Genomic DNA, 18,540 nt, shown 5'->3' with positions numbered 1-18,540 from the left:
CGGCGCGCCGTCTTTCGCCTCCCGCGGCCCGGGCTCCACGCAAGGGCGAGGCAGGCACCATGCGTCGGGAAAACAGCTTGACCTTGCCCGGTGCAATCTGTTGAACCACCCACACCTCCAAAGGACAGGGCGGCGGTCTCCCATGGACGAACAAGGCAAGAACCTTCTTCTCGCGACGGCGTTGAGCTTTCTGGTGATCCTGCTGTGGTACACTGTCGGCCCCAAGGTCGTGCCGGACTGGTTCCCCGAACCCGAACCCGTGGCGCAGGACAGCGGCGCGACCGCCCCGGGCACCCCCTCGACGGAAAGCGCGGCACCCGGCATGGCGCTGACACCGCCCGCCGCCACTACCGGCGAGGCTCTGCCCTCCTCCGCCGCCGAAGCCGCGCCCGCGCCGGGCTCGAACATGCCGCGCCTCGAGATCGACACGCCGCGACTGACCGGCTCGATCTCGCTTCTGGGCGGGCGGATCGACGAGCTGGCGCTGAAGGATTACAATGAGACCATCGACCCGGACTCGGAGATTGTCGGGTTGCTGTCGCCGGTGGGCAGCCCTCAGCCCTATTACGCGCTGCACGGCTGGGCCCCGGCCGGGCAACTGTCCTATGAGCAGGTGCCGGGCGCCAACACCGAGTGGCGCGTCGAAAGCGGCGAAACGCTGGGGGTCGACCGCCCCGTGACGCTGGTCTGGGACAACGGCACAGGGCTGACCTTCCGCCGCACGATCAGCTTGGACGAGGATTACCTCTTCACCATCACCCAGAGCGTCGCGAACAGCACCGCCGAGACCGTGCGCCTTGCCCCTTATGGCATCGTCGCCCGCCATGGCCGACCGGACACGATCGGTTTCTTCATCCTCCACGAGGGCGTGGTGCGCCAGACCGACAACGAGTTGTCGGAGCTGAAATACAAGAAGCTGGTCGACCTGTCCTTCATGGACCGCGAGGCCGCGCGCGCCGAGATCGTCCCGGTCGAGCAGAACGGCTGGATCGGCTTCACCGACAAGTACTGGATGACGACGCTGATCCCGCAGCCGGGCCAGCCATTCAACTCGGTCGTGAAATATGTCGACGGCGCGGATATCTACCAGGTGGAAACGAGGATGCCTCTGGTCACCCTTGCCCCGGGCGAAAGCGCGACGTCGGAATCGATGCTGTTCGCCGGTGCCAAGGAATGGGAGACGATCCGCCGCTACGAGCGCGAACTGGGCATCTACCGTTTCATCGACTCGATCGACTGGGGCTGGTTCTTCTTCTTCACCAAGCCGATCTTCTGGCTGCTGCACTGGCTGCATGTCAGCCTCTTGCAGATGAACATTCCCGGCGCGATGGGCTGGGCGATCATCGCGCTGACAGTCATCATCAAGGCGGCGGTGCTGCCGCTCGCCTACAAATCCTATACCTCGATGGCGAAGATGAAGGAACTTCAGCCGAAGATGGAGGAGATCAAGGAGCGCGTGGGCGACGACCGCCAGAAGCTCCAGATGGAGATGATGGCGCTCTACAAGAAGGAGAAGGTGAACCCGGCGGCGGGCTGTCTGCCACTCCTGGTGCAGATCCCGATCTTCTTCTCGCTCTACAAGGTGATCTTCGTCACGATCGAGTTGCGGCATGCGCCCTGGATCGGCTGGATCAAGGACCTCTCTGCGCCTGACCCGTCCTCGATCTTCAACCTGTTCGGGCTGTTGCCCTGGGATGCGCCTGTGCCCGGTTCGATCATGGCCCTGGCCTTCGTCGGCATCCTGCCGATCATCTTCGGCATCTCGATGTGGTTGCAGCAGAAGCTGAACCCAACGCCGACCGATGCGACGCAGGCCATGGTCTTTGCTTGGCTGCCCTGGATCTTCATGTTCATGCTGGGCGGCTTTGCCTCGGGCCTGATCATCTACTGGATCGCGAACAACCTGATCACCTTCATCCAGCAATACGCGATCATGCGCAGCCACGGCTACAAGCCGGACGTGTTCGGCAATATCCGGTCGAGCTTCCAGAAGAAGCCCGCGACAGGCAAGAAATGACCGCCCGCCTCGCGCAGATCTGGCGCCATCCCGTCAAGGGGCACGGGGCCCAGATGCTCGAGGCGGTCAGACTGGAGGCGGGCCGCGCCCTGCCCTGGGACAGGGAATGGGCGGTGGCGCATGAGGCGGCCCGGACGGACGGAACGGCCTGGGCGCCCTGTGCGAATTTCTCGCGCGGGGCGAAGGCACCGGAACTGATGGCGATCATGGCGCGGCTGGACGAGGCGGCGGAAACCGTGACGCTGAGCCACCCCGCGCGGCCCGATCTGACGTTTTCCCCCGACCGCGAGGAAGCGGCCTTCCTCGACTGGGTCGCGCCGCTGATGCCCGCGGACCGCGCGGCCCCGGCGCGAATCGTGCGGGTGCCGGGGCGGGGGATGACGGATACCGATTTCCCCTCGGTCAGCATCCTGGGCCTGGCCTCGCTGCGCACCTTGTCGGACGCGGTGGGCCAACCGCTCGATCCGCGGCGGTTTCGCGGGAATTTCTGGATCGAGGGGCTTGCCCCCTGGGAGGAGTTCGACTGGATCGGCCGGCGGCTGCGTCTGGGTGAGGCAGAGCTTGAGGTCTGCGAGCGGATCGGGCGCTGCATGGCAACCAGCGTGAACCCCGAGACCGGCAAGCGCGACGCCGACACGCTGGGCGCGCTGGAAAACCATTGGGGCCATACCGATCTGGGCGTCTATGCACGGGTCGTCACGGGCGGCCGCGTGGCGCTGGGCGACCGGGTGGAGCAGGTCTGATGGCCCCCGATCCGAACCGGCTGCACCCGATGGCGGCGGCACCCGCCGTCACCTTCCTGCGCCCCCTGGCCGAGGGGCGGGCCAGTGTCGCCGTGGGCCGCTATGCCTATTACGACGACCGCCATCAGACAGGCGATTTCTTCGACCGCAACGTGCTGCATCATTTCGATTTCGTCGGCGACCGGCTGGTGATCGGCGATTTCGTCGCCATTGCCCATGGCGTCCAGATCCACATGAATGGCGGCACGCATGCGATGTCGGGCTTTTCCACCTATCCGTTCAACATCTTTGGCGGCGGCTGGGAACAGGGCTTCGACCCCGCGACATGGGAGGTCGAGAACCGCGGCGACACCGTGATCGGCCCCGATGTCTGGATCGGAACCGAGGCGCGCCTGATGCCGGGCGTGACCATCGGCGCGGGCGCGATCATCGCCGCGGGGGCGGTTGTCGCCGCCGATGTGCGGCCCTATGCCGTGGTCGTCGGCAATCCAGCGCGCGAGGTTCGGCGCCGCTTCGACGACGCCACCATCGCGCGGCTTCTGGCCATCGCGTGGTGGGACTGGCCCATCGACAAGATCGACCGCAACCTGAACGCCATCCGCGGCAGCGAGCTCGCCGCGCTGGAGACTGCACAATGACCGCGCTGCCCTTTCCGCTGGCCCCCGAGCCCGATTCCGAAACCGCCGAATACGGGCGCAAGCTGTTTGCCGGGCCGGTCGAGTTCCTGAAAGGCGTCGTCGCGATGGACGGCTTGCCGCCTGCCGACCGGGCGGAGATCTGTTTCGCGGGCCGCTCGAATGTGGGCAAGTCGAGTCTGATCAACGCGCTGACGGGCCGCAAGGCGCTGGCGCGGGCCTCGAACACACCGGGCCGCACGCAGGAAATCAACTACTTCACGCTGGGCGAACGGCATTACCTGGTGGACCTGCCCGGCTATGGCTATGCCGAGGCGCCGGTGGCGGTGGTCGAGAAATGGCAGCGGCTGCTGAAAGCCTATCTGGCCGGGCGCCAGACGCTGCGCCGCGCCTTCGTGCTGATCGACACGCGCCACGGGGTCAAGGCGGTGGACGAGGAGATCCTGCGCCTGCTGGACGGGGCGGCGGTGACCTTTCAGGTGGTGATGACCAAGGCCGACAAGGTCCGGGAAGCCGACCGCGCGAAGGTGCTGGACCAGGTGCGCGCCGCGCTGGCCCGCCACCCGGCGGCCTTTCCCGAAATCGTGCTGACCTCGTCGGAAAAGGGCGACGGCATCGCAACGTTGCGCGCGATCATCGCGGGCATCGGCTGAGGCCACCGGCATCAGACATGCTGTCCGGCATTCACCTCGATCTCGGCGCCGGTGACATAGCTCGACTCGTCGGAGCAGAGGAAATGGATCACGCTTGCCACCTCGTCGGGCTGGCCCAGGCGGCGCAGCGGCAGGGTTTCGACGATCTTCTCGGTGCCGGGGCTCAGGATCGAGGTATCGACCTCGCCCGGCGCGATGGCATTCACCCGAACGCCCAGAGGCCCGAAATCATGCGCCATCTCGCGGGTCAGCGCGGCCAGCGCCGCCTTGGACGTGGCATAGGCCGCGCCTGCGAACGGATGCACCCGGCTGCCCGCGATCGAGGTCACGTTCACGACCGCACCCTTCGCCGCGACAAGTTCATCCTGCAACCCGCGTGCCAGCACGATCGAGGCGAAGAAGTTCACGTTGAACACATGGCCCCAGATGCGCAGGTCGGTTTCAAGCGTGTTCATGCGCCCGCCGCCCTCGGCCTTGGGCGATATGCCGGCATTGTTGACCAGGGCGTGCAGCTTGCCCTCGGTCAGCTTGCCGCGGACCACCTCGATCGCGCGTCTGGTGGCGGCGGCATCGGCCAGGTCGATCTGGACATGGTTATCGGCCCCGCCGGGCCAGGGGCAGCGCGGATCGAATGGGTGGCGCGAACAGGTCAGAACCCGCCAGCCCTCGGCCGAGAAGCGTTTCACGGTGGCATGCCCGATGCCCCGGCTGGCGCCGGTCAGAAGCAGGATTCTCTGGCTCATCGCGCGTCCCTTCCTTGAGGGGCCACCCTACGCAGGCGCGACGAAAAGACAATCGCCCTTGGCGTGCGGGCCCGGGCGGGATAACAGATGCGCCCAGAGGCCGGACCCGAGAGATGAGAAAACAGACCGCCATGAATCGCGACTGGATCGCCACCGCCCGGACGCTGTCCGAGGCGCTCCCCTATCTGCAGCGCTACACGGGCGCCATCGTCGTGATCAAGTTCGGCGGCCATGCCATGGGCGACGATGCCGAGATGGAAAGTTTCGCGCGCGATGTGGTGCTGATGCGCCAGGTCGGCGTGAACCCGGTGGTCGTGCATGGCGGTGGGCCGATGATCAACGAGATGCTGGCGAAACTGGGCGTGCAGTCCGAGTTCGTGCGCGGCAAGCGGGTGACCGATGCCGCCACCGTCGAGGTGGTGGAAATGGTGCTGTCGGGCCGCGTGAACAAGCGGATCGTGCAGGCGATCAACGATCAGGGCGGCCGCGCGGTGGGCCTGTCGGGCAAGGATGGCGGGCTGATGCTCTGCGATCAGACCGACGCCGCGCTGGGGTTCGTCGGCACCCCGTCCGAGGTGAACCCCCGCGTGCTGCACAGCCTGTTCGAGGCGGGCATGATCCCGGTCGTGGCGCCGATTGGTGCCGGGCATGCGGGCGAGACCTTCAACGTCAATGGCGACACCGCGGCGGGGGCCATTGCCGCCGCGCTCAAGGCCGACCGGTTGCTCTTGCTGACCGATGTGGCGGGGGTCAAGGATGCGGGCGGCGAGGTGGTGACGGAACTGAGTCCGGACCATATCCGCGCCCTGACAGAAGAGGGCGTGATCGCGGGCGGCATGATTCCCAAGACCGAAACCGCACTGGCCGCCATCGAGGGCGGCGTGCGGGCGGTGGTCATCCTGGACGGGCGGGCGCCCAATGCCTGCCTTCTGGAGCTTTTCACCGACCACGGTGCGGGATCGCTGATCCGCGCGCCGCGTCAAACGGGCTAGGCGGCCCGGGAAAGCTGTGACAGGATGCCCCCAACTGACGAGCAGCATAACGGCCAGCCAATGACCCTGCGCCTGATCCTGGTCCGCCATGCGAAATCCAGTTGGAACGATCCGGGACAGGACGATCACGACCGTCCGCTGAACGCCCGTGGCCGCGACGCCGCGCCCCGGATCGCCGAGTGGCTGGCCGAACGCGGGCATGTCCCGGCCGAGGTGGTGGCCTCAACCGCGCGCCGGACTGTCGAGACCTGGGAGTTGATGGCGCCTGCGCTGGGCGAATGCACCGTGATGCGGCGCGATCCCGCGCTTTATCACGCGCCCGCGCAGCGGATGCTGGAAATTTTGAAGCATTGTGCGGCCTCGCCCGTGCTGATGCTGGGGCACAATCCCGGCATAGGCGAATTCGCGGCGCGGCTGTTGCAGCAGCTGCCCAACAGCCAGCGCTTTGTGACCTATCCGACCGGCGCGACGCTGGTTGTCGAGTTCGACGCCGGAGACTGGAGCGAGGTGGCGTTCGGCACCGGCCGGGTGGTGGAATTCATCACGCCACGCGACATCACCGCCTGACCCGGGCCAGTCGCCGCGCCTCAGTCGGCGCCGCCGGGGTTGCCGGTGAAGGTGATGGTCACGTCCTCGTCGCGCGCGATGAACTGGCAGGCCAGACGGTAGCGCGGCGGCATGTCGCGCACTTCGGCGTCCTCTATCTCCTGCGCGGTCAGCTTACCCAACTCGGTCAGGGTCATTTTTTCTTTGTCCGTCAACATAATCGCCTTTTTCCTGTCCGGCGCATCATAGCGGACCTCGATCAGGCAGGAACCGCAGTTGCCGTCGCGGCACTCGAAGGGGATCGGGATCCGGTGTTCCTCGGCCAGCGCCAGCGCCGTGCGGGTGTCGCCGGCGATGGCGTAGACCGCCTTGTCCTTGTGCATCAGCGGGGAAGAAAAGGTCACGATGGCCATTCACTTATTCCTGTTCTGGCCGCCCGGGGGGCGGGTATCTGGGGCTCGAACCGGTCGCGCGTTTCCTACCCCGCACAAGCAGGAAGCATGCCAAGGCACCTGACCTGCCCGTAATCGGAAAGCAATCCGGCTTTCGTCGGGCTTTCTGTCGGACACTGGTCGCAAAGCCGACATCCCCCGCCCGCTCCCACCAACCCTTCTTCTTGGCAAAAATACCCCAGGGGCGCGGGGGCAGCGCCCCCGGCCGGGTCGGCTTGCCAAAGGCAAGCCGAAACCTCTCCTCAATGGCCGAGAATTTGGCTCAGGAACAGCCTGGTCCGCTCGGATTGCGGGCTGTTGAAGAACGCTTCGGGCACGTTCTGCTCGACGATCTGGCCCTGATCCATGAAGATCACCCGGTTTGCCACCTGCCGGGCGAAGCCCATCTCGTGGGTGACGCAGATCATCGTCATGCCGTCTTCTGCCAGCGCGATCATGGTATCGAGCACCTCCTTGATCATCTCCGGGTCGAGCGCCGAGGTCGGTTCGTCGAATAGCATGATCTTGGGCCGCATACAGAGTGCGCGGGCGATCGCCACGCGCTGCTGCTGCCCCCCCGACAACTGTCCGGGATATTTCAGCGCCTGTTCGGGGATGCGGACCTTTTCGAGGAAATGCATGGCGGTCTCGACCGCTTCCTTCTGGGACACCTTGCGCACCCAGATCGGCGCCAGCGTGCAGTTTTCCAGGATCGTCAGATGCGGAAAGAGGTTGAAATGCTGGAACACCATCCCGACCTCGGAGCGCACCTTGTCGATATTCTTCAGATCCGAACTGAGTTCGATCCCGTCCACCACGATGCTGCCCGACTGATGTTCCTCCAGCCGGTTGATGCAGCGGATCAGGGTGGACTTGCCCGAACCGGACGGGCCGCAGACCACGATGCGTTCGCCGACATGCACGGTCAGGTCGATGTCGCGCAGGACGTGGAAGCTGCCATACCACTTGTTCATGCCGATGATCCGGATCGCGACCTCGTCGCGGACAGCCATGCGCGAGCGGTCGATGTCGCGGGCATTGCTCGGGTCGGACATGGCGCGGACCTCCTCAGCGGTGTTCGGTGGCGAGCTTACGCTCGAGATACATCGAGTAGCGGGACATGGCGAAGCAGAACATGAAGAACACCGCGGCGATGAAACCGTAAAGCTCCCAGACGATGCCGTTCCAGGCGGTATCGGCGCGGATCGCGTTGGAGAACCCGAGCGGGTCCAGAAGGCCGATAATCGAGACCAGCGTGGTGTCCTTGAACACGCCGATGAAGGTCGAGACGATGCCGGGGATCGAGATCTTCAGCACCTGGGGCATGATAATCAACCGCTGTGCCTTCCAGTAGTCGAGGCCGAGAGCATCGGCGGCCTCGTATTGGCCCTTGGGCAAGGCCGCCAGCCCGCCGCGGATCACCTCGGCCATGTAGGCCGAGGCAAAGAGCGTCACCATGATGACGACCCGCAGGATGATGTCGAAATCGGTCCCCGGCGGCAGGAAGTAGTTCAGGAGAAGCGAGGCCACGAACAGGAGAGTTATCAGCGGCACGCCTCGGATAAACTCGATGAATCCGACACAGATCGTCTTGACGATGAAGAGATCCGATTGCCGCCCCAACGCCAGAAGGATGCCGATGGGCAGCGAGCAGGTTATCGCGACGATGCCGATTGTGATCGACAGCATGAAGCCGCCGAAGGCGCGGCTGGTCACGGTCTCGATGCCCAGCGGCAGGATGGATTGCATCAGCCCTGCTGCGGGACCTGCACCGAACAGCCACCACAGCACCGGCAGCAGCCCTGCGGCGATCGCTCCGCCAAGTTCCCCGACCAGGGGCGTGACCAGCCGGAAGGCGACATAGCCAAGAAAGAAGCCCAGCGCGACCGCAACCAAGCCCCAGAGCGAGCCGCCCCACAGCAGCCAGGGCACGAAGAAGGGTGCCGTGGCCGACAGCCAGAGCAGCCGCCGGGGCAGCCCGGTGAACAGGATTGGGCAAAGCGCAGCCAGCGTCAGGACAAAGGCGAGGATCGGCCGCCAGTAAAGCCGCGAGGGATAGAAGCCGAAGATCAGTTGCAGATAGCGTTCGCGGATCACCGCCCAGCAGGCGCCGGAGGTGCCCGGCCCGTGGCTGGCGGCGATCTGCTGGCGGCACTCCGTCAGCGAATTGGCGGTCCAACTGGACTGGACGATCCAGGGCAGCGTGTGGCCGAACACATACCACACGAAGCCCAGAGACAGCAGCGTCAGGGTCGTGTTGAACCAGGTCGAGAACAGGTTCTCGCGCAGCCAGAGGACAGGGCCCGAGGCAAAGACGGGCGGGGCGCGTTCGGGCAGTATCTCGCGGCGAACGAAGGAAGGGCCGGGCATCTCAGCGCTCCACCAGTTTGACGCGGCTGTTGTACCAGTTCATCACCGCCGAAATGATCAGCGAGATGATCAGGTAGACCAGCATCAGCAGAAGCACGCATTCCAGTTCGCGCCCGGTCTGATTCAGTGTAATCCCGCCCAGCGTGCCTGTAATGTCCATGTAGCCGACCGCTATGGCGAGCGATGAGTTCTTGGTCAGGTTCAGGTATTGCGAGATCAGGGGCGGGATGATGACGCGCAGCGCTTGGGGCAGGATCACCAGCCGCATTGTTCGGTGCGGGCGCAGACCCAGCGCGGTGGCTGCCTCGGTCTGGCTTTTCGGAATCGCGAGGATGCCCGCGCGCACGATCTCGGCGATGAAGGCGGCGGTGTAGAACGAGAGCGCTAGCCAGAGTGCAAGCAGAGAGTTGCGCAGGTGAATGCCGCCCTGGAAGTTGAACCCCCTGAGTTCCGGATAGCCGAGGTGAAAGCCGAGGGCCGCCAGAAGCGCGACAGGCGACAGCACGATCACGGCAAGGCGCAGATGCCAAGTGGTTGGCCTTGTGCCGGTTGCGTTCTGAATCCGCTCGGCCCGGCGGCGGATAGCGGCACTGGTGGCAAACCCGCCCACCAGAACAGCGAGTATTGCCAGAAAGTCGAGGCTGATACCGAAGGCGCCGAAAACCGGAAAATCGCCCAGCGAGCGGGCAAACAGCGGTTCGGGGACATAGACGCCGCGATTGGTGATGGCGATACTGTCTCCCAGCAGCATTGAGGCGGTGGCGTCCTCGCCGCGGAAGTCGCGGGGCATGGGCAGGGTCTCGATCAGGATCGCCATTGCGAAGACGACCCACAGGAGCACCGGCACGTTGCGGAATATCTCGACATAGGCCGCCATGATGCGCGCGATCAGCCAGTTCTTTGACAGCCGCAGAACGCCGACCAGCACGCCGACCAGGGTGGCCAGTGCACAGCCCAGCACCGCCACCAGCAGCGTGTTCAGAAGCCCGACGATGGCGGCGCGCAGGTGGCTGTCCTGATTGTCATAAGCAATGAGGGTCTGGTTGATGTCATATTGCGCGGCCGAGGACAGGAAGTCGAAGCTGATCGGCTTGCCCAGAGCCGCAAGGTTCTGGATCGTGTTGCTGATGAGCCAGGCCGCCAGAAGCATGAAGACGGCCAGCACGACGATCTGGATGGTCAGCGACCTGTACCGCGTGTCATGGATCAGCATCCCCAGGCGCAAGGTTTGTTTCGGCGGGTCCGTCATCGAGGTCATGGCGGGCGCTCCCTTTGGCTCCCTCCGGGCAACGACCTTATATAGGGCGCCCCCTTCTGGAGGCGCACCCTGCCCGGGCTTGTCCCTGTTGCCGTACCAGACAGGCGAAGGGCGCGGGATATCCCGCGCCCTCGTGGTCTGGCCTACCGGAAGGGCGGGGCGTAAAGCAGCCCGCCTTCGGTCCATTGCGCGTTCAGGCCGCGCGCCAGCCCGATCGGGGTGTTCTGGCCGATATATTTCTCGAACAGTTCGCCGTAATTGCCGCCGGCCTTGATCGCCTTGACGGCCCAGTCGACGGGCAGTCCCAGCATCGGACCGAGGTCGCCTTCGGTGCCGAGCAGGCGGTTGATCTCGGGATTCGAGGTCGGTGTCGCGGCCAGTTCGTCTATATTGGCCGAAGTCACGCCGTATTCCTCGGCCGCGATCAGCGCGAACAGCGTCCAGCGCACGACATCGGCCCATTCGTCATCGCCATGGCGCACGAGCGGCCCCAGCGGCTCCTTTGACACGATTTCGGGCAGGATGACATGCGCCGTCGGATCCTCGAAGGTGGCGCGAGTGGCCGCGAGACCCGAAACGTCGGTGGTGTAGGCGTCGCAAGCGCCGGCCAGGTATTGCTGCTGGCCCTCGGCATTGGTCTCGATCGGCACGGGCTCGTAGCTGATGTTGTTGGTTCGGAAGAAGTCAGCGAGGTTCAGTTCGGTCGTGGTGCCGGTCTGGATGCAGACGGTCGCGCCATCGAGTTCCTTCGCCGAGGTCACCCCCAGCGATTTCGGCACCATGAAGCCCTGGCCATCGTAATAGTTGACGCCGATGAAGGTGAATCTGAGGTCCACATCGCGGGTATAGGTCCATGTGGTGTTGCGCGACAGGATGTCGATCTCGCCCGAGGCAAGCGCGGTGAAGCGCGTCCTGCCAGTGGTCGGCACGAATTCGACCGCCATGTGATCGCCGAGGACGGCGGCCGCAACGGCACGGCATACCGCCACGTCGAAGCCCTGCCATTCGCCGTTCGCATCAGGCGCGGCGAACCCGACCAGCCCGGTATTGGTGCCGCAGTTGACCTTGCCGCGGGCCTTGACGTCGTCCAGCGTCCCCGCCGCCGCCCCCCCTGCGGCGAGACCAGCCACGGCAAGCGCTCCCAGAAAAACGGATTTCCTCATTGTTTACCTCTTCCTGAATTCTCCGCCTCTGGGGCGGCTTGTCTTGACCCCCGTGGGGCTGGCAGGGGGCTGACGAAAAACCGCTCCCCCCTGGGCGCCGCAAGTTTGGGCAAATTCCCGCCGACAGGTCAAGGCTGCTCTGCCCCAGTCGCGGCGAGCAGGGTTCGCCAATCGACGCAGAAGCCAGCTGCATATAAATTGGGCAGACCGGCCTGCGGACCGGGCGTCAGACGGGCGGCGAGGCCAGATCGAGGAAGCGGCGGGCCTGAAGGAAGTCGCGCCGCCGGGCGGCCGCGACCTCGGCGGCCTCGTCGTCGATGCCCCATTGATCCTGTTGCCAGGTCTCGTCGATGCGCGAGAGATCCCAGAGCCGTTCGATCGGCTCCACCGCCCGGTCGAGCGCGGCCAGCCCGATCACCAGAGAGCCCGACAGCGCCACCAGGTCATGCAGCGCGGTCAGCGCAAAGGCATCCTGTGCCGCCACCCGGGCCGCCAGACGGGCAAGGCTGTCGGCGGGCTGGGCGCAGGGCAGAAGGCCCGCGGTCGGGATCAGCGGAGCGCGGAGGCTGTCGCGCGCCCAGTCGAGCAGCGGGTCCCAGGCCGCCGCCTGGCGGGCGACCAGTTCGGCGGGGCTGTCGGCGCGGTGGCAGATCAGGTCGCTTTCGCCATAGGCTGCGATCAGGCAAGCGACCTCGGCCTGCTGGGGGCGGACCCGGTCGATGGCGGCATTCGCTGCGCGGGTGACGGGCATGGTCAGCGGGCGCAGCTCGCGCTCCTGCGCGTCCCATTCGGCGGCGGCGGCCTCGGCCATGGCGCGGGTGGGCAGCAGGAAGGCGGCCTTGGCCGGGGTGCGGACCGGGCGGCCGTCGAGCAGCACGGCAAAGCCCGCCTCGGTCTCGTCCACGCTGGCCTCTGCCCAGAAGCGTTTCGGCGCCCAGGCACTCATGCCCGCCCCCAGAGCCGGTCGAGCGCGCCCGGCAGCGCGGCGAAATCCTCGATCAGCGCATCCGCGGCGGCCAGCCGCTCGGCCGGGTGATAGCCCCAGCGAACGCCCAGCGTGCGCACGCAAGCCGCGCGCCCCATCGCGATGTCGAATTCCGTGTCGCCGATCATCACCGCGTTTTCCGGCGCCACCCCGGTTTCGTCAAGCGCGGCCAGCACCATGGCGGGATGCGGCTTGGACGGGTGCAGGTCGGCATGCTGGCGGGTCACGAAATGGCGGGCCAGCCCATGCGCGGCCAGGATCGCGTCGAGCCCGCGGCCCGACTTGCCGGTGGCGATGCCCAGAAGCGTGTCGTCCTGCGCGGCCAGCGCCTCGATCGCGGCGCGCGCGCCGGGATAGAGCGGCGAGGCGGTCTCGGTGCGCCGGGTGAAATACTGGCCGCGATACCGCTCCACCATCCGCGCGCGGCCCTCCTCGGGCAGGTCGGGGGCAAGACGGGCCAGCGCCACGGGCAGCGAGAGCCCGACCACCGACAGCATCGCGGGCAGCGGCGGCGGGGCCAGCCCCTCGGCGGCGAAGGCGGCGGTCATGGCGGCGGCGATATGCGCCTGGCTGTCGACCAGCGTGCCGTCCACGTCGAAGATCACCAACCGCAGCCCGCTCACGCGAGATCCTCGAACGGGTCGGCGGGCACGTCGTTCTCGGCCCAGCCCAGCATGTCCCAGGTGCGCTTCATGTGCTCGGGCAGGGGCGCGGTGATGGTCAGCACCTTGCCGGTGACCGGATGGGTCAGGCGCAGGTGGCGGGCATGCAGGTGCAGCTTGCGGCTGACCTCGCCGCCCAGCTGCGCGCCCCAGCCCTCGCCCTCGTTGACCTGGCCGGAGCCGCCATATTTGCCGTCGCCGATCACGGGATGGCCGATCTCGGCCATATGCGCGCGCAACTGGTGGGTGCGCCCGGTGACCGGGACCAGCGCGCACCAGCTGACGCGCTTGGCCAGCGAGGACAGCACCGCGTAATCGGTCACCGCGCGCTTGGCATCGGGGGTCTTGTCGACCTTGTCGGGATGGATGCAGCGCATCTTCTCGCCCTCGCCCCCCGCGCCGTGGCCCGGCGCCTTGACCAGCCCGAAGCGGATCGTGCCCATCGCGGGGCTGGGCACGCCCGCGACGGCGGCCCAGTAGATCTTGCGCGTCTCGCGGGCACGAAAGGCCGCGGTCAGCGCATGCGCCACCGCGCGGGTGCGCGCCAGCAGCAGCACGCCCGAGGTGTCGCGGTCCAGCCGGTGCACCAGACGGGGCTTGTCCTCCAGCCCGAAGCGCAGCGCCTCGGCCAGCCCGTCGACATGGCGGGTCTGGCCGCTGCCGCCCTGACTCGCCAGCCCCGGCGGCTTGTTCAGCGCGATGATGTGGTCGTCGCGATAAAGCACGCAGGCCCGGATCATCGCCGCATCGGCCTCGCCGACCGCGGCGCGCGGCGGCGCCTCGCCCGGCGCGGGCAGCGGCGGAATGCGCACCTGCTGGCCCTCTTCCAGCCTCGTGGCGGGTTTCACCCGGCCGCCATCCACCCGGATCTCGCCCTTGCGGCACATCTTCTCGATGCGGGTCTGGGGAACATGCGGGAAATGCCGACGAAACCAGCGGTCCAGCCGCTGCTCGCCCTCGCCCGGCGCCACCGTCAGGGTCTGCACGCCCGTCATGCCATCAGCCCCCGCGCCACCCACAGCCCCGCCGCAATCGCCAGCAGCGACAGCGCGACCGAGGCAAAGACATAGCCCGCCGCCATATGGACCTGCCCGCGCTCGTAAAGCGTCAGCGCATCCAGCGAGAAGGCCGAGAAGGTGGTGTACCCGCCGAGGATCCCGGTCATCAGGAAGGGCGCATAGGCATTGCCGAACTTCCGCGCCAGCACCACCACCAGCACGCCCATCAGGAACGAGCCCAGCACATTCACCGTCAGCGTGCCCCAGGGATAGCCCGGCCCCATCAGCCGGATCGTCGCCAGCCCGGTGAGGTAGCGCCCCACCGCCCCGATCGCGCCGCCCAGCGCCACCTGAAGGATCGTTCCGATGCTTGTCATGGGCTTCCCTTCTGCGTCTTGGCGCGCGTTGTCAACCGCCCCCGGCCCTGGCTTCTTCTGCCCTCAAATATCCCGGGGGGGTCCGGGGGGGGGCAGCGCCCCCCGCCGGGTCGCCCCGGCGACAGCCGGGGCGAAACTGAGCGGCGACAGGAGGTTTTGACACCCTGGGATTTTAGCGCCATTGAAAATCAAGGGGTTAGCGGGCGGCCAGTTGCAGGGGTTTTGACAGTTTCGGGGCTTTTCAGCACCAGAACGGCGCGGACCTAGGGGGGGCGGTTAGGCAAAATCCAATAAAATCAATGATCGGCTCCTAAAAGGTGTGCGCTGAAAACCGCACACCGCACGGGATCAATCGGGGGAGTCGCTGCCCATGTCCGCGCGGAGCTCGGCAATTTGCGCTTCGAGCTCAAGCTTCTTCGCCTTCAACGCCTCAAAGGTCTGGAGCCTTTCCAGGGCCGCCTTCAACTCGAAGCGCCGCTCGAAGTGCTCCAGAGCCTCGCTGGTGGCTCCGAGCGAAGCGACATTGAACGCGCGCTCCGCTGCGATGGTTGCCAACGCCTCGGCCCATTCGCCGGCCGTTCTTCCACCCACAAACTGCTCTTCGAGAGGCTCGTCGTCCACACGGTCAATGGCCTGGAACAAGTCGGGCAGAACTTCACGCGCGGCGGAGAGGGTCACGAGCTTGGCGAGGCTTGCCGACCGCCTCCCAGCGCACTCGGCCCCAAAAACGAGCCAGTCCAAGGAAACACCCAGCCCGGTGGCAAGCTTTCGGAGCGCGTCCACACCGGGATACGCCGCATCCCTCGGGCGCATGTAGCTTTCCATCGTGCGTTTTGGGATGCCGATCATCTCACCCATTTCCTTCGCGGTCCAGCCGTGCGCCTCCTTCAGGTCTCTGAGCCGAGCGGAAAGGTCCTGGTCCATCGCACCACCACGCTTGACACGCCATGATCATAGCATGATACTATCATCATGGGATTGAAGAGTTCGAATACCATGACCATCGTAACCGAAAAGGTGGACAGGCGCCAGCGTGTCGCTCAGGTGCGAGCGGGCTTCGTGTCTCAGCCCCATGCTGATGGTGCGCGAGGACGATCACCGCGTGGTCTACCTGTCCAGCGCGGGCCTGGTGCACACGCCCGCCCTGCGTCTCACCCCCCTGGCCGCTTCGATGGAGGACCCGATGGCCGAAGAACAGGAATTCTCCGCCCGGGTCGCCCGGCTCCTGAACCTCGCCGCGACTGCCAGCGAGGCCGAGATCGTCGCGGCGCTCTCGTCCCCGGTGCGCGACGGTGCCAAGCCCGACCCGCGCAGGTTCGTGCCCATCGAGGCGATGGAAGCGGCCTTGCAGGAACGCGGCCAGAGGCACCAGGAGCGCGCCGCCCGCAAGGTCGAAGACGCCTTCCGCAAGGGCTATCTGACCACGCCGATGAAGGCATGGGCGTTCGACCTCTGCGCGACGGACGAGGCCGCGTTCGACCGCTTCATCGCCACCGCCGTTCCCGCCTTCGCGCACCTCACGCGCGAAAGCCACCTCGCCGACAATCCCGGCTGCGCTGGCGGTGGGCGTCCCACGTCGCCCGAAGCCGCCTCGGTGGCGCGCCAGCTCGGCCTGGCCGAGGATGCGCTGAAGGACTGAGATTGCGCGGGGGCCTGGCCCCGCGCATCGCCGCCGGTTCGGTCACCAGGGCCGACGGCACGGGGGACGGCTGCTTTCCCCCTCGCAGCCGTCCCCATCCACCCCGCCGCGCGACGGAGTGAGCACGTGAGAGACAGCTATCCCAAGCCCCCGGCGCACATCGAACCCTATGTCCGCGTGCTGGGTTCCAAACTCGCCATGCAGTTCCTCCTGACCTTCGGCGGGGCCGAGCTCTATATCGGCCGCAACCCGACCGAGCGCTCGCGTGTCGTCCAACTCGTGGGCGTGGACCTGGCCGCCGAGCTGTCAGAGACGCTGCGGCAGACCCAGAACCCGCGCATCCCGCTCGCCAAGCCGTGGGTCGCGGCCTGTCTCGCGCATGAGGGGCGCTCGGTCGCCGACATTGCCCGCACCCTTCACGCGAGCGACACGACCGTCCGCGGCTGGCTGGGCAAGGATCCCTACCGGCCGTCGCCCGCCCGATGGGGGGACGCATGAGCCGCGCCCTGTCGCAGATCGTGGCCTTGCGCGCCGCCCTGCGCGAGGTCCGCAGGCTGCTCGACAACGCCTCGGCCGAGCTCGACCGCCTCCAGGGCACCCTTCGCGCCGAGCTTGAAGAGGGTGTTCCAACGCCCCTTCAAACGCCCCCCGAAGACCTGCCCGAACCGAGCGCCCACCGCCGCGCCCACCGCCCCGGCCGGCCGCCCAAGATCGACACCGACCCCGAGTTGCGCGCCTTCATCCGCGCGCGCATCGACCGGATGACCTTCATTGACCTGGCCGAGGAAGTCGCCAAGGCATTCCCGCCCGAGCGCCGTGTCGGCAAGAGCGCCATCCACTCCTGGTGGCAGAACAACCGCCGCTGATCTGCCGTCCCGGACGGTGCCGGGCGATCCGGGATAGCCCGCGGACTTCGAGGCTCTTCCGGTATCAAAACCCCTGTAATGCCCTGTCAGAACCACCTGTAACTACACAGAAACCCCTCGCGGCGCTAGCCCTCGCCCCGCCGCTGGGCACGCAGCCTCGTGAAATGGTCGAGGCGGCGCTTCAGCTCGCGCTCGAAACCCCGCTCCACGGGGCTGTAATAGACGCCGCGGGTCATCGCCTCGGGGAAATAGTCCTGCCCCGAAAAGGCGTCCCGCGCGTCATGGTCGTATTCGTAGCCCGTTCCATAACCCTGGTCCTTCATCAGCTTCGTCGGTGCGTTCAGGATATGTTTCGGCGGCGGTTCGGACCCGGTGCGTTTCGCCGCCGCCCGCGCGTTCCTGTAGGCGGCGTAGCCCGCGTTCGATTTCGGCGCGAGCGCCAGATAGATCACCGCCTGCGCCAGCGCCAGTTCGCCCTCGGGGCTGCCCAGCCGTTCATAGACGGACCACGCATCCAGGCACAGCGTCTGCGCCTGCGGGTCGGCGAGGCCGATATCCTCGATTGCCATGCGGGTGATGCGGCGGGCCAGAAAGCGCGGGTCCTCGCCGCCCTCCAACATCCGCGCAAGCCAGTAAAGCGCGGCGTCGGGATCGGACCCGCGCACGGATTTGTGCAGCGCCGAGATCAGGTTGTAATGCGCGTCGCCCGACTTGTCGTATTGCGCGGCGCGTTTCTGCAGCCGCCGGGCCAGCGCCTCGGGCGACAGCGCGCCCTCGACCGTCCAGGCCGCGATCTGCTCGATCAGGTTCAGAAGCGCGCGGCCATCGCCATCGGCCATTTCCAGCAATTGCTCGCGCGCGGGGCCGGTCAGCGGCAGCGCGTGGCCGAGGTCCTGTTCGGCGCGTTGCGCCAGCAGTTCGAGATGCGCCAGATCCAGCCTTTCCAGCACCAGCACCTGCGCCCGGCTCAGGAGTGCCGCGTTCAGTTCGAAGCTGGGGTTTTCCGTGGTCGCGCCCACCAGCAGGATCGTGCCATCCTCCATATGCGGCAGGAACCCGTCCTGCTGGGCCTTGTTGAAGCGGTGGATCTCGTCCACGAACAGCAGCGTCCCCTGGCCGTTCGCGTGGCGCAGTTTCGCCGCCTCGAACACCTTCTTCAGATCCGCGACCCCGGTGAAGATCGCGCTGATCTGGACGAAGGAAAGGTCGGTCTCGTCGGCCAGCAGCCGCGCGATGGTGGTCTTGCCCACGCCCGGCGGCCCCCAGAGGATCAGCGAGGACAGCGTGCCCGAGGCCAGCATCACGCCCAGCGGGCCGTCGGGGCCGAGGACATGTTCCTGCCCGATCACCTCGGCCAGCCGTTTCGGGCGCAGCCGGTCGGCCAGCGGGCGGGGGCCTGGCTTGTGCGGCGGGGCGGGGTCTATGCGGTCGAACAGGTCAGCCATCGGCCAAGCCTAGGGCA

21 protein-coding genes are annotated in these 18,540 nt (G+C 66.8%); 9 read left to right on the top strand and 12 right to left on the bottom strand.

From position 1 onward, the window contains the following. The first annotated feature begins 142 nt into the window (after positions 1-142). Genes yidC through yihA form a run of 4 tightly spaced genes read left to right on the top strand, consistent with a single transcriptional unit; the run spans position 143 to position 4,048 of the window. On the top strand, positions 143-2,017 hold the full coding sequence (yidC, locus tag EV216_RS13805; RefSeq protein ID WP_132696117.1) for a membrane protein insertase YidC: 1,875 nt from the start codon (positions 143-145) through the stop codon (positions 2,015-2,017). Beyond that, on the top strand, positions 2,014-2,760 hold the full coding sequence (locus EV216_RS13800; RefSeq protein ID WP_132696116.1) for an MOSC domain-containing protein: 747 nt from the start codon (positions 2,014-2,016) through the stop codon (positions 2,758-2,760). Before yidC ends, EV216_RS13800 begins: the two co-directional genes overlap by 4 nt. Continuing rightward, positions 2,760-3,398, top strand: coding sequence for a CatB-related O-acetyltransferase (locus EV216_RS13795; protein WP_132696115.1), 639 nt, complete (start codon positions 2,760-2,762; stop codon positions 3,396-3,398). The genes EV216_RS13800 and EV216_RS13795 overlap by 1 nt, the downstream gene beginning before the upstream one ends. Continuing rightward, positions 3,395-4,048, top strand: coding sequence for a ribosome biogenesis GTP-binding protein YihA/YsxC (yihA, locus tag EV216_RS13790; protein ID WP_132696114.1), 654 nt, complete (start codon positions 3,395-3,397; stop codon positions 4,046-4,048). The genes EV216_RS13795 and yihA overlap by 4 nt, the downstream gene beginning before the upstream one ends. Before the next feature lie 11 nt (positions 4,049-4,059). Here the strand turns inward: yihA and EV216_RS13785 are convergent, their stop codons facing one another. Further along, positions 4,060-4,791: an SDR family NAD(P)-dependent oxidoreductase gene (locus tag EV216_RS13785; RefSeq protein ID WP_132696113.1), complete on the bottom strand. Its 732-nt coding sequence runs from the start codon at positions 4,789-4,791 to the stop codon at positions 4,060-4,062. Between the two features lie 113 nt (positions 4,792-4,904). On the opposite strand from EV216_RS13785, the gene argB reads away from it, so the two are divergent. Then, positions 4,905-5,783, top strand: coding sequence for an acetylglutamate kinase (gene argB / locus EV216_RS13780; protein ID WP_165899249.1), 879 nt, complete (start codon positions 4,905-4,907; stop codon positions 5,781-5,783). A 60-nt stretch (positions 5,784-5,843) separates the two neighbouring features. Continuing rightward, positions 5,844-6,350: a SixA phosphatase family protein gene (locus tag EV216_RS13775; RefSeq protein ID WP_132696112.1), complete on the top strand. Its 507-nt coding sequence runs from the start codon at positions 5,844-5,846 to the stop codon at positions 6,348-6,350. A gap of 20 nt (positions 6,351-6,370) precedes the next feature. Here EV216_RS13775 and EV216_RS13770 read toward each other — a convergent pair whose 3' ends face one another. The 10 genes from EV216_RS13770 to EV216_RS13720 all read right to left on the bottom strand — a co-directional run bounded on the left by EV216_RS13770 (position 6,371) and on the right by EV216_RS13720 (position 15,497). After that, positions 6,371-6,742, bottom strand: a complete 372-nt coding sequence (locus tag EV216_RS13770) for a 2Fe-2S iron-sulfur cluster-binding protein (protein ID WP_132696111.1) — start codon at positions 6,740-6,742, stop codon at positions 6,371-6,373. Positions 6,743-7,023: 281 nt separating this feature from the next. Beyond that, complete coding sequence (locus EV216_RS13765) at positions 7,024-7,815, bottom strand: amino acid ABC transporter ATP-binding protein (RefSeq protein ID WP_132696110.1); 792 nt, start codon at positions 7,813-7,815, stop codon at positions 7,024-7,026. A 13-nt stretch (positions 7,816-7,828) separates the two neighbouring features. Next, complete coding sequence (locus EV216_RS13760) at positions 7,829-9,130, bottom strand: amino acid ABC transporter permease (protein ID WP_132696109.1); 1,302 nt, start codon at positions 9,128-9,130, stop codon at positions 7,829-7,831. Between the two features lies 1 nt (position 9,131). Beyond that, entirely contained in the window at positions 9,132-10,388 is a 1,257-nt protein-coding gene (locus tag EV216_RS13755) for an amino acid ABC transporter permease (protein WP_132696108.1), read from the bottom strand. Positions 10,389-10,531: 143 nt separating this feature from the next. Continuing rightward, positions 10,532-11,551 carry an amino acid ABC transporter substrate-binding protein gene (locus tag EV216_RS13745; RefSeq protein ID WP_132696107.1) on the bottom strand — a complete coding sequence of 340 codons (1,020 nt, stop codon included), beginning with the start codon at positions 11,549-11,551 and terminating at the stop codon, positions 10,532-10,534. A gap of 226 nt (positions 11,552-11,777) precedes the next feature. Beyond that, positions 11,778-12,497 carry an ATP12 family chaperone protein gene (locus tag EV216_RS13740; RefSeq protein ID WP_132696106.1) on the bottom strand — a complete coding sequence of 240 codons (720 nt, stop codon included), beginning with the start codon at positions 12,495-12,497 and terminating at the stop codon, positions 11,778-11,780. Continuing rightward, the gene (locus tag EV216_RS13735; protein ID WP_132696105.1) at positions 12,494-13,159 is read right to left on the bottom strand and encodes an HAD-IA family hydrolase; all 666 of its coding nucleotides are present in this window, start codon (positions 13,157-13,159) and stop codon (positions 12,494-12,496) included. The genes EV216_RS13740 and EV216_RS13735 overlap by 4 nt, the downstream gene beginning before the upstream one ends. Further along, on the bottom strand, positions 13,156-14,193 hold the full coding sequence (locus EV216_RS13730; RefSeq protein ID WP_132696104.1) for an RluA family pseudouridine synthase: 1,038 nt from the start codon (positions 14,191-14,193) through the stop codon (positions 13,156-13,158). Before EV216_RS13730 ends, EV216_RS13735 begins: the two co-directional genes overlap by 4 nt. Continuing rightward, positions 14,190-14,573, bottom strand: a complete 384-nt coding sequence (gene crcB, locus EV216_RS13725) for a fluoride efflux transporter CrcB (RefSeq protein ID WP_132696103.1) — start codon at positions 14,571-14,573, stop codon at positions 14,190-14,192. Before crcB ends, EV216_RS13730 begins: the two co-directional genes overlap by 4 nt. Positions 14,574-14,921: 348 nt before the next feature. Then, on the bottom strand, positions 14,922-15,497 hold the full coding sequence (locus EV216_RS13720; RefSeq protein WP_132696102.1) for a helix-turn-helix domain-containing protein: 576 nt from the start codon (positions 15,495-15,497) through the stop codon (positions 14,922-14,924). A gap of 148 nt (positions 15,498-15,645) precedes the next feature. On the opposite strand from EV216_RS13720, the gene EV216_RS13715 reads away from it, so the two are divergent. From EV216_RS13715 to EV216_RS13705, 3 genes are all read left to right on the top strand, one after another. Next, complete coding sequence (locus EV216_RS13715; RefSeq protein WP_132696101.1) at positions 15,646-16,212, top strand: phage protease; 567 nt, start codon at positions 15,646-15,648, stop codon at positions 16,210-16,212. A gap of 126 nt (positions 16,213-16,338) precedes the next feature. Beyond that, entirely contained in the window at positions 16,339-16,710 is a 372-nt protein-coding gene (locus tag EV216_RS13710; RefSeq protein ID WP_132696100.1) for a helix-turn-helix domain-containing protein, read from the top strand. Continuing rightward, a complete protein-coding gene (locus tag EV216_RS13705) occupies positions 16,707-17,078 on the top strand; it encodes a hypothetical protein (RefSeq protein WP_132696099.1) in 372 nt (123 codons plus the stop codon). Before EV216_RS13710 ends, EV216_RS13705 begins: the two co-directional genes overlap by 4 nt. Positions 17,079-17,203: 125 nt before the next feature. Here EV216_RS13705 and EV216_RS13700 read toward each other — a convergent pair whose 3' ends face one another. Beyond that, a complete protein-coding gene (locus EV216_RS13700; RefSeq protein ID WP_132696098.1) occupies positions 17,204-18,523 on the bottom strand; it encodes a replication-associated recombination protein A in 1,320 nt (439 codons plus the stop codon). Between the last annotated feature and the right edge of the window lie 17 nt (positions 18,524-18,540).

This window comes from Rhodovulum steppense (assembly GCF_004339675.1).
Taxonomy (GTDB): domain Bacteria; phylum Pseudomonadota; class Alphaproteobacteria; order Rhodobacterales; family Rhodobacteraceae; genus Rhodovulum; species Rhodovulum steppense.
This window is presented reverse-complemented; position numbering and strand designations above follow the sequence as displayed.

What these genes read in the sequence shown, in the direction of transcription:
- yidC (WP_132696117.1), top strand. Translation starts at nt 143, where the DNA reads ATGGACGAACAAGGCAAGAACCTTCTTCTCGCGACGGCGTTGAGCTTT.
- EV216_RS13800 (WP_132696116.1), top strand. Translation starts at nt 2,014, where the DNA reads ATGACCGCCCGCCTCGCGCAGATCTGGCGCCATCCCGTCAAGGGGCAC.
- EV216_RS13795 (WP_132696115.1), top strand. Translation starts at nt 2,760, where the DNA reads ATGGCCCCCGATCCGAACCGGCTGCACCCGATGGCGGCGGCACCCGCC.
- yihA (WP_132696114.1), top strand. Translation starts at nt 3,395, where the DNA reads ATGACCGCGCTGCCCTTTCCGCTGGCCCCCGAGCCCGATTCCGAAACC.
- EV216_RS13785 (WP_132696113.1), bottom strand. Translation starts at nt 4,791, where the DNA reads ATGAGCCAGAGAATCCTGCTTCTGACCGGCGCCAGCCGGGGCATCGGG.
- argB (WP_165899249.1), top strand. Translation starts at nt 4,905, where the DNA reads ATGAGAAAACAGACCGCCATGAATCGCGACTGGATCGCCACCGCCCGG.
- EV216_RS13775 (WP_132696112.1), top strand. Translation starts at nt 5,844, where the DNA reads ATGACCCTGCGCCTGATCCTGGTCCGCCATGCGAAATCCAGTTGGAAC.
- EV216_RS13770 (WP_132696111.1), bottom strand. Translation starts at nt 6,742, where the DNA reads ATGGCCATCGTGACCTTTTCTTCCCCGCTGATGCACAAGGACAAGGCG.
- EV216_RS13765 (WP_132696110.1), bottom strand. Translation starts at nt 7,815, where the DNA reads ATGTCCGACCCGAGCAATGCCCGCGACATCGACCGCTCGCGCATGGCT.
- EV216_RS13760 (WP_132696109.1), bottom strand. Translation starts at nt 9,130, where the DNA reads ATGCCCGGCCCTTCCTTCGTTCGCCGCGAGATACTGCCCGAACGCGCC.
- EV216_RS13755 (WP_132696108.1), bottom strand. Translation starts at nt 10,388, where the DNA reads ATGACCTCGATGACGGACCCGCCGAAACAAACCTTGCGCCTGGGGATG.
- EV216_RS13745 (WP_132696107.1), bottom strand. Translation starts at nt 11,551, where the DNA reads ATGAGGAAATCCGTTTTTCTGGGAGCGCTTGCCGTGGCTGGTCTCGCC.
- EV216_RS13740 (WP_132696106.1), bottom strand. Translation starts at nt 12,497, where the DNA reads ATGAGTGCCTGGGCGCCGAAACGCTTCTGGGCAGAGGCCAGCGTGGAC.
- EV216_RS13730 (WP_132696104.1), bottom strand. Translation starts at nt 14,193, where the DNA reads ATGACGGGCGTGCAGACCCTGACGGTGGCGCCGGGCGAGGGCGAGCAG.
- crcB (WP_132696103.1), bottom strand. Translation starts at nt 14,573, where the DNA reads ATGACAAGCATCGGAACGATCCTTCAGGTGGCGCTGGGCGGCGCGATC.
- EV216_RS13720 (WP_132696102.1), bottom strand. Translation starts at nt 15,497, where the DNA reads ATGGACCAGGACCTTTCCGCTCGGCTCAGAGACCTGAAGGAGGCGCAC.
- EV216_RS13715 (WP_132696101.1), top strand. Translation starts at nt 15,646, where the DNA reads ATGCTGATGGTGCGCGAGGACGATCACCGCGTGGTCTACCTGTCCAGC.
- EV216_RS13705 (WP_132696099.1), top strand. Translation starts at nt 16,707, where the DNA reads ATGAGCCGCGCCCTGTCGCAGATCGTGGCCTTGCGCGCCGCCCTGCGC.
- EV216_RS13700 (WP_132696098.1), bottom strand. Translation starts at nt 18,523, where the DNA reads ATGGCTGACCTGTTCGACCGCATAGACCCCGCCCCGCCGCACAAGCCA.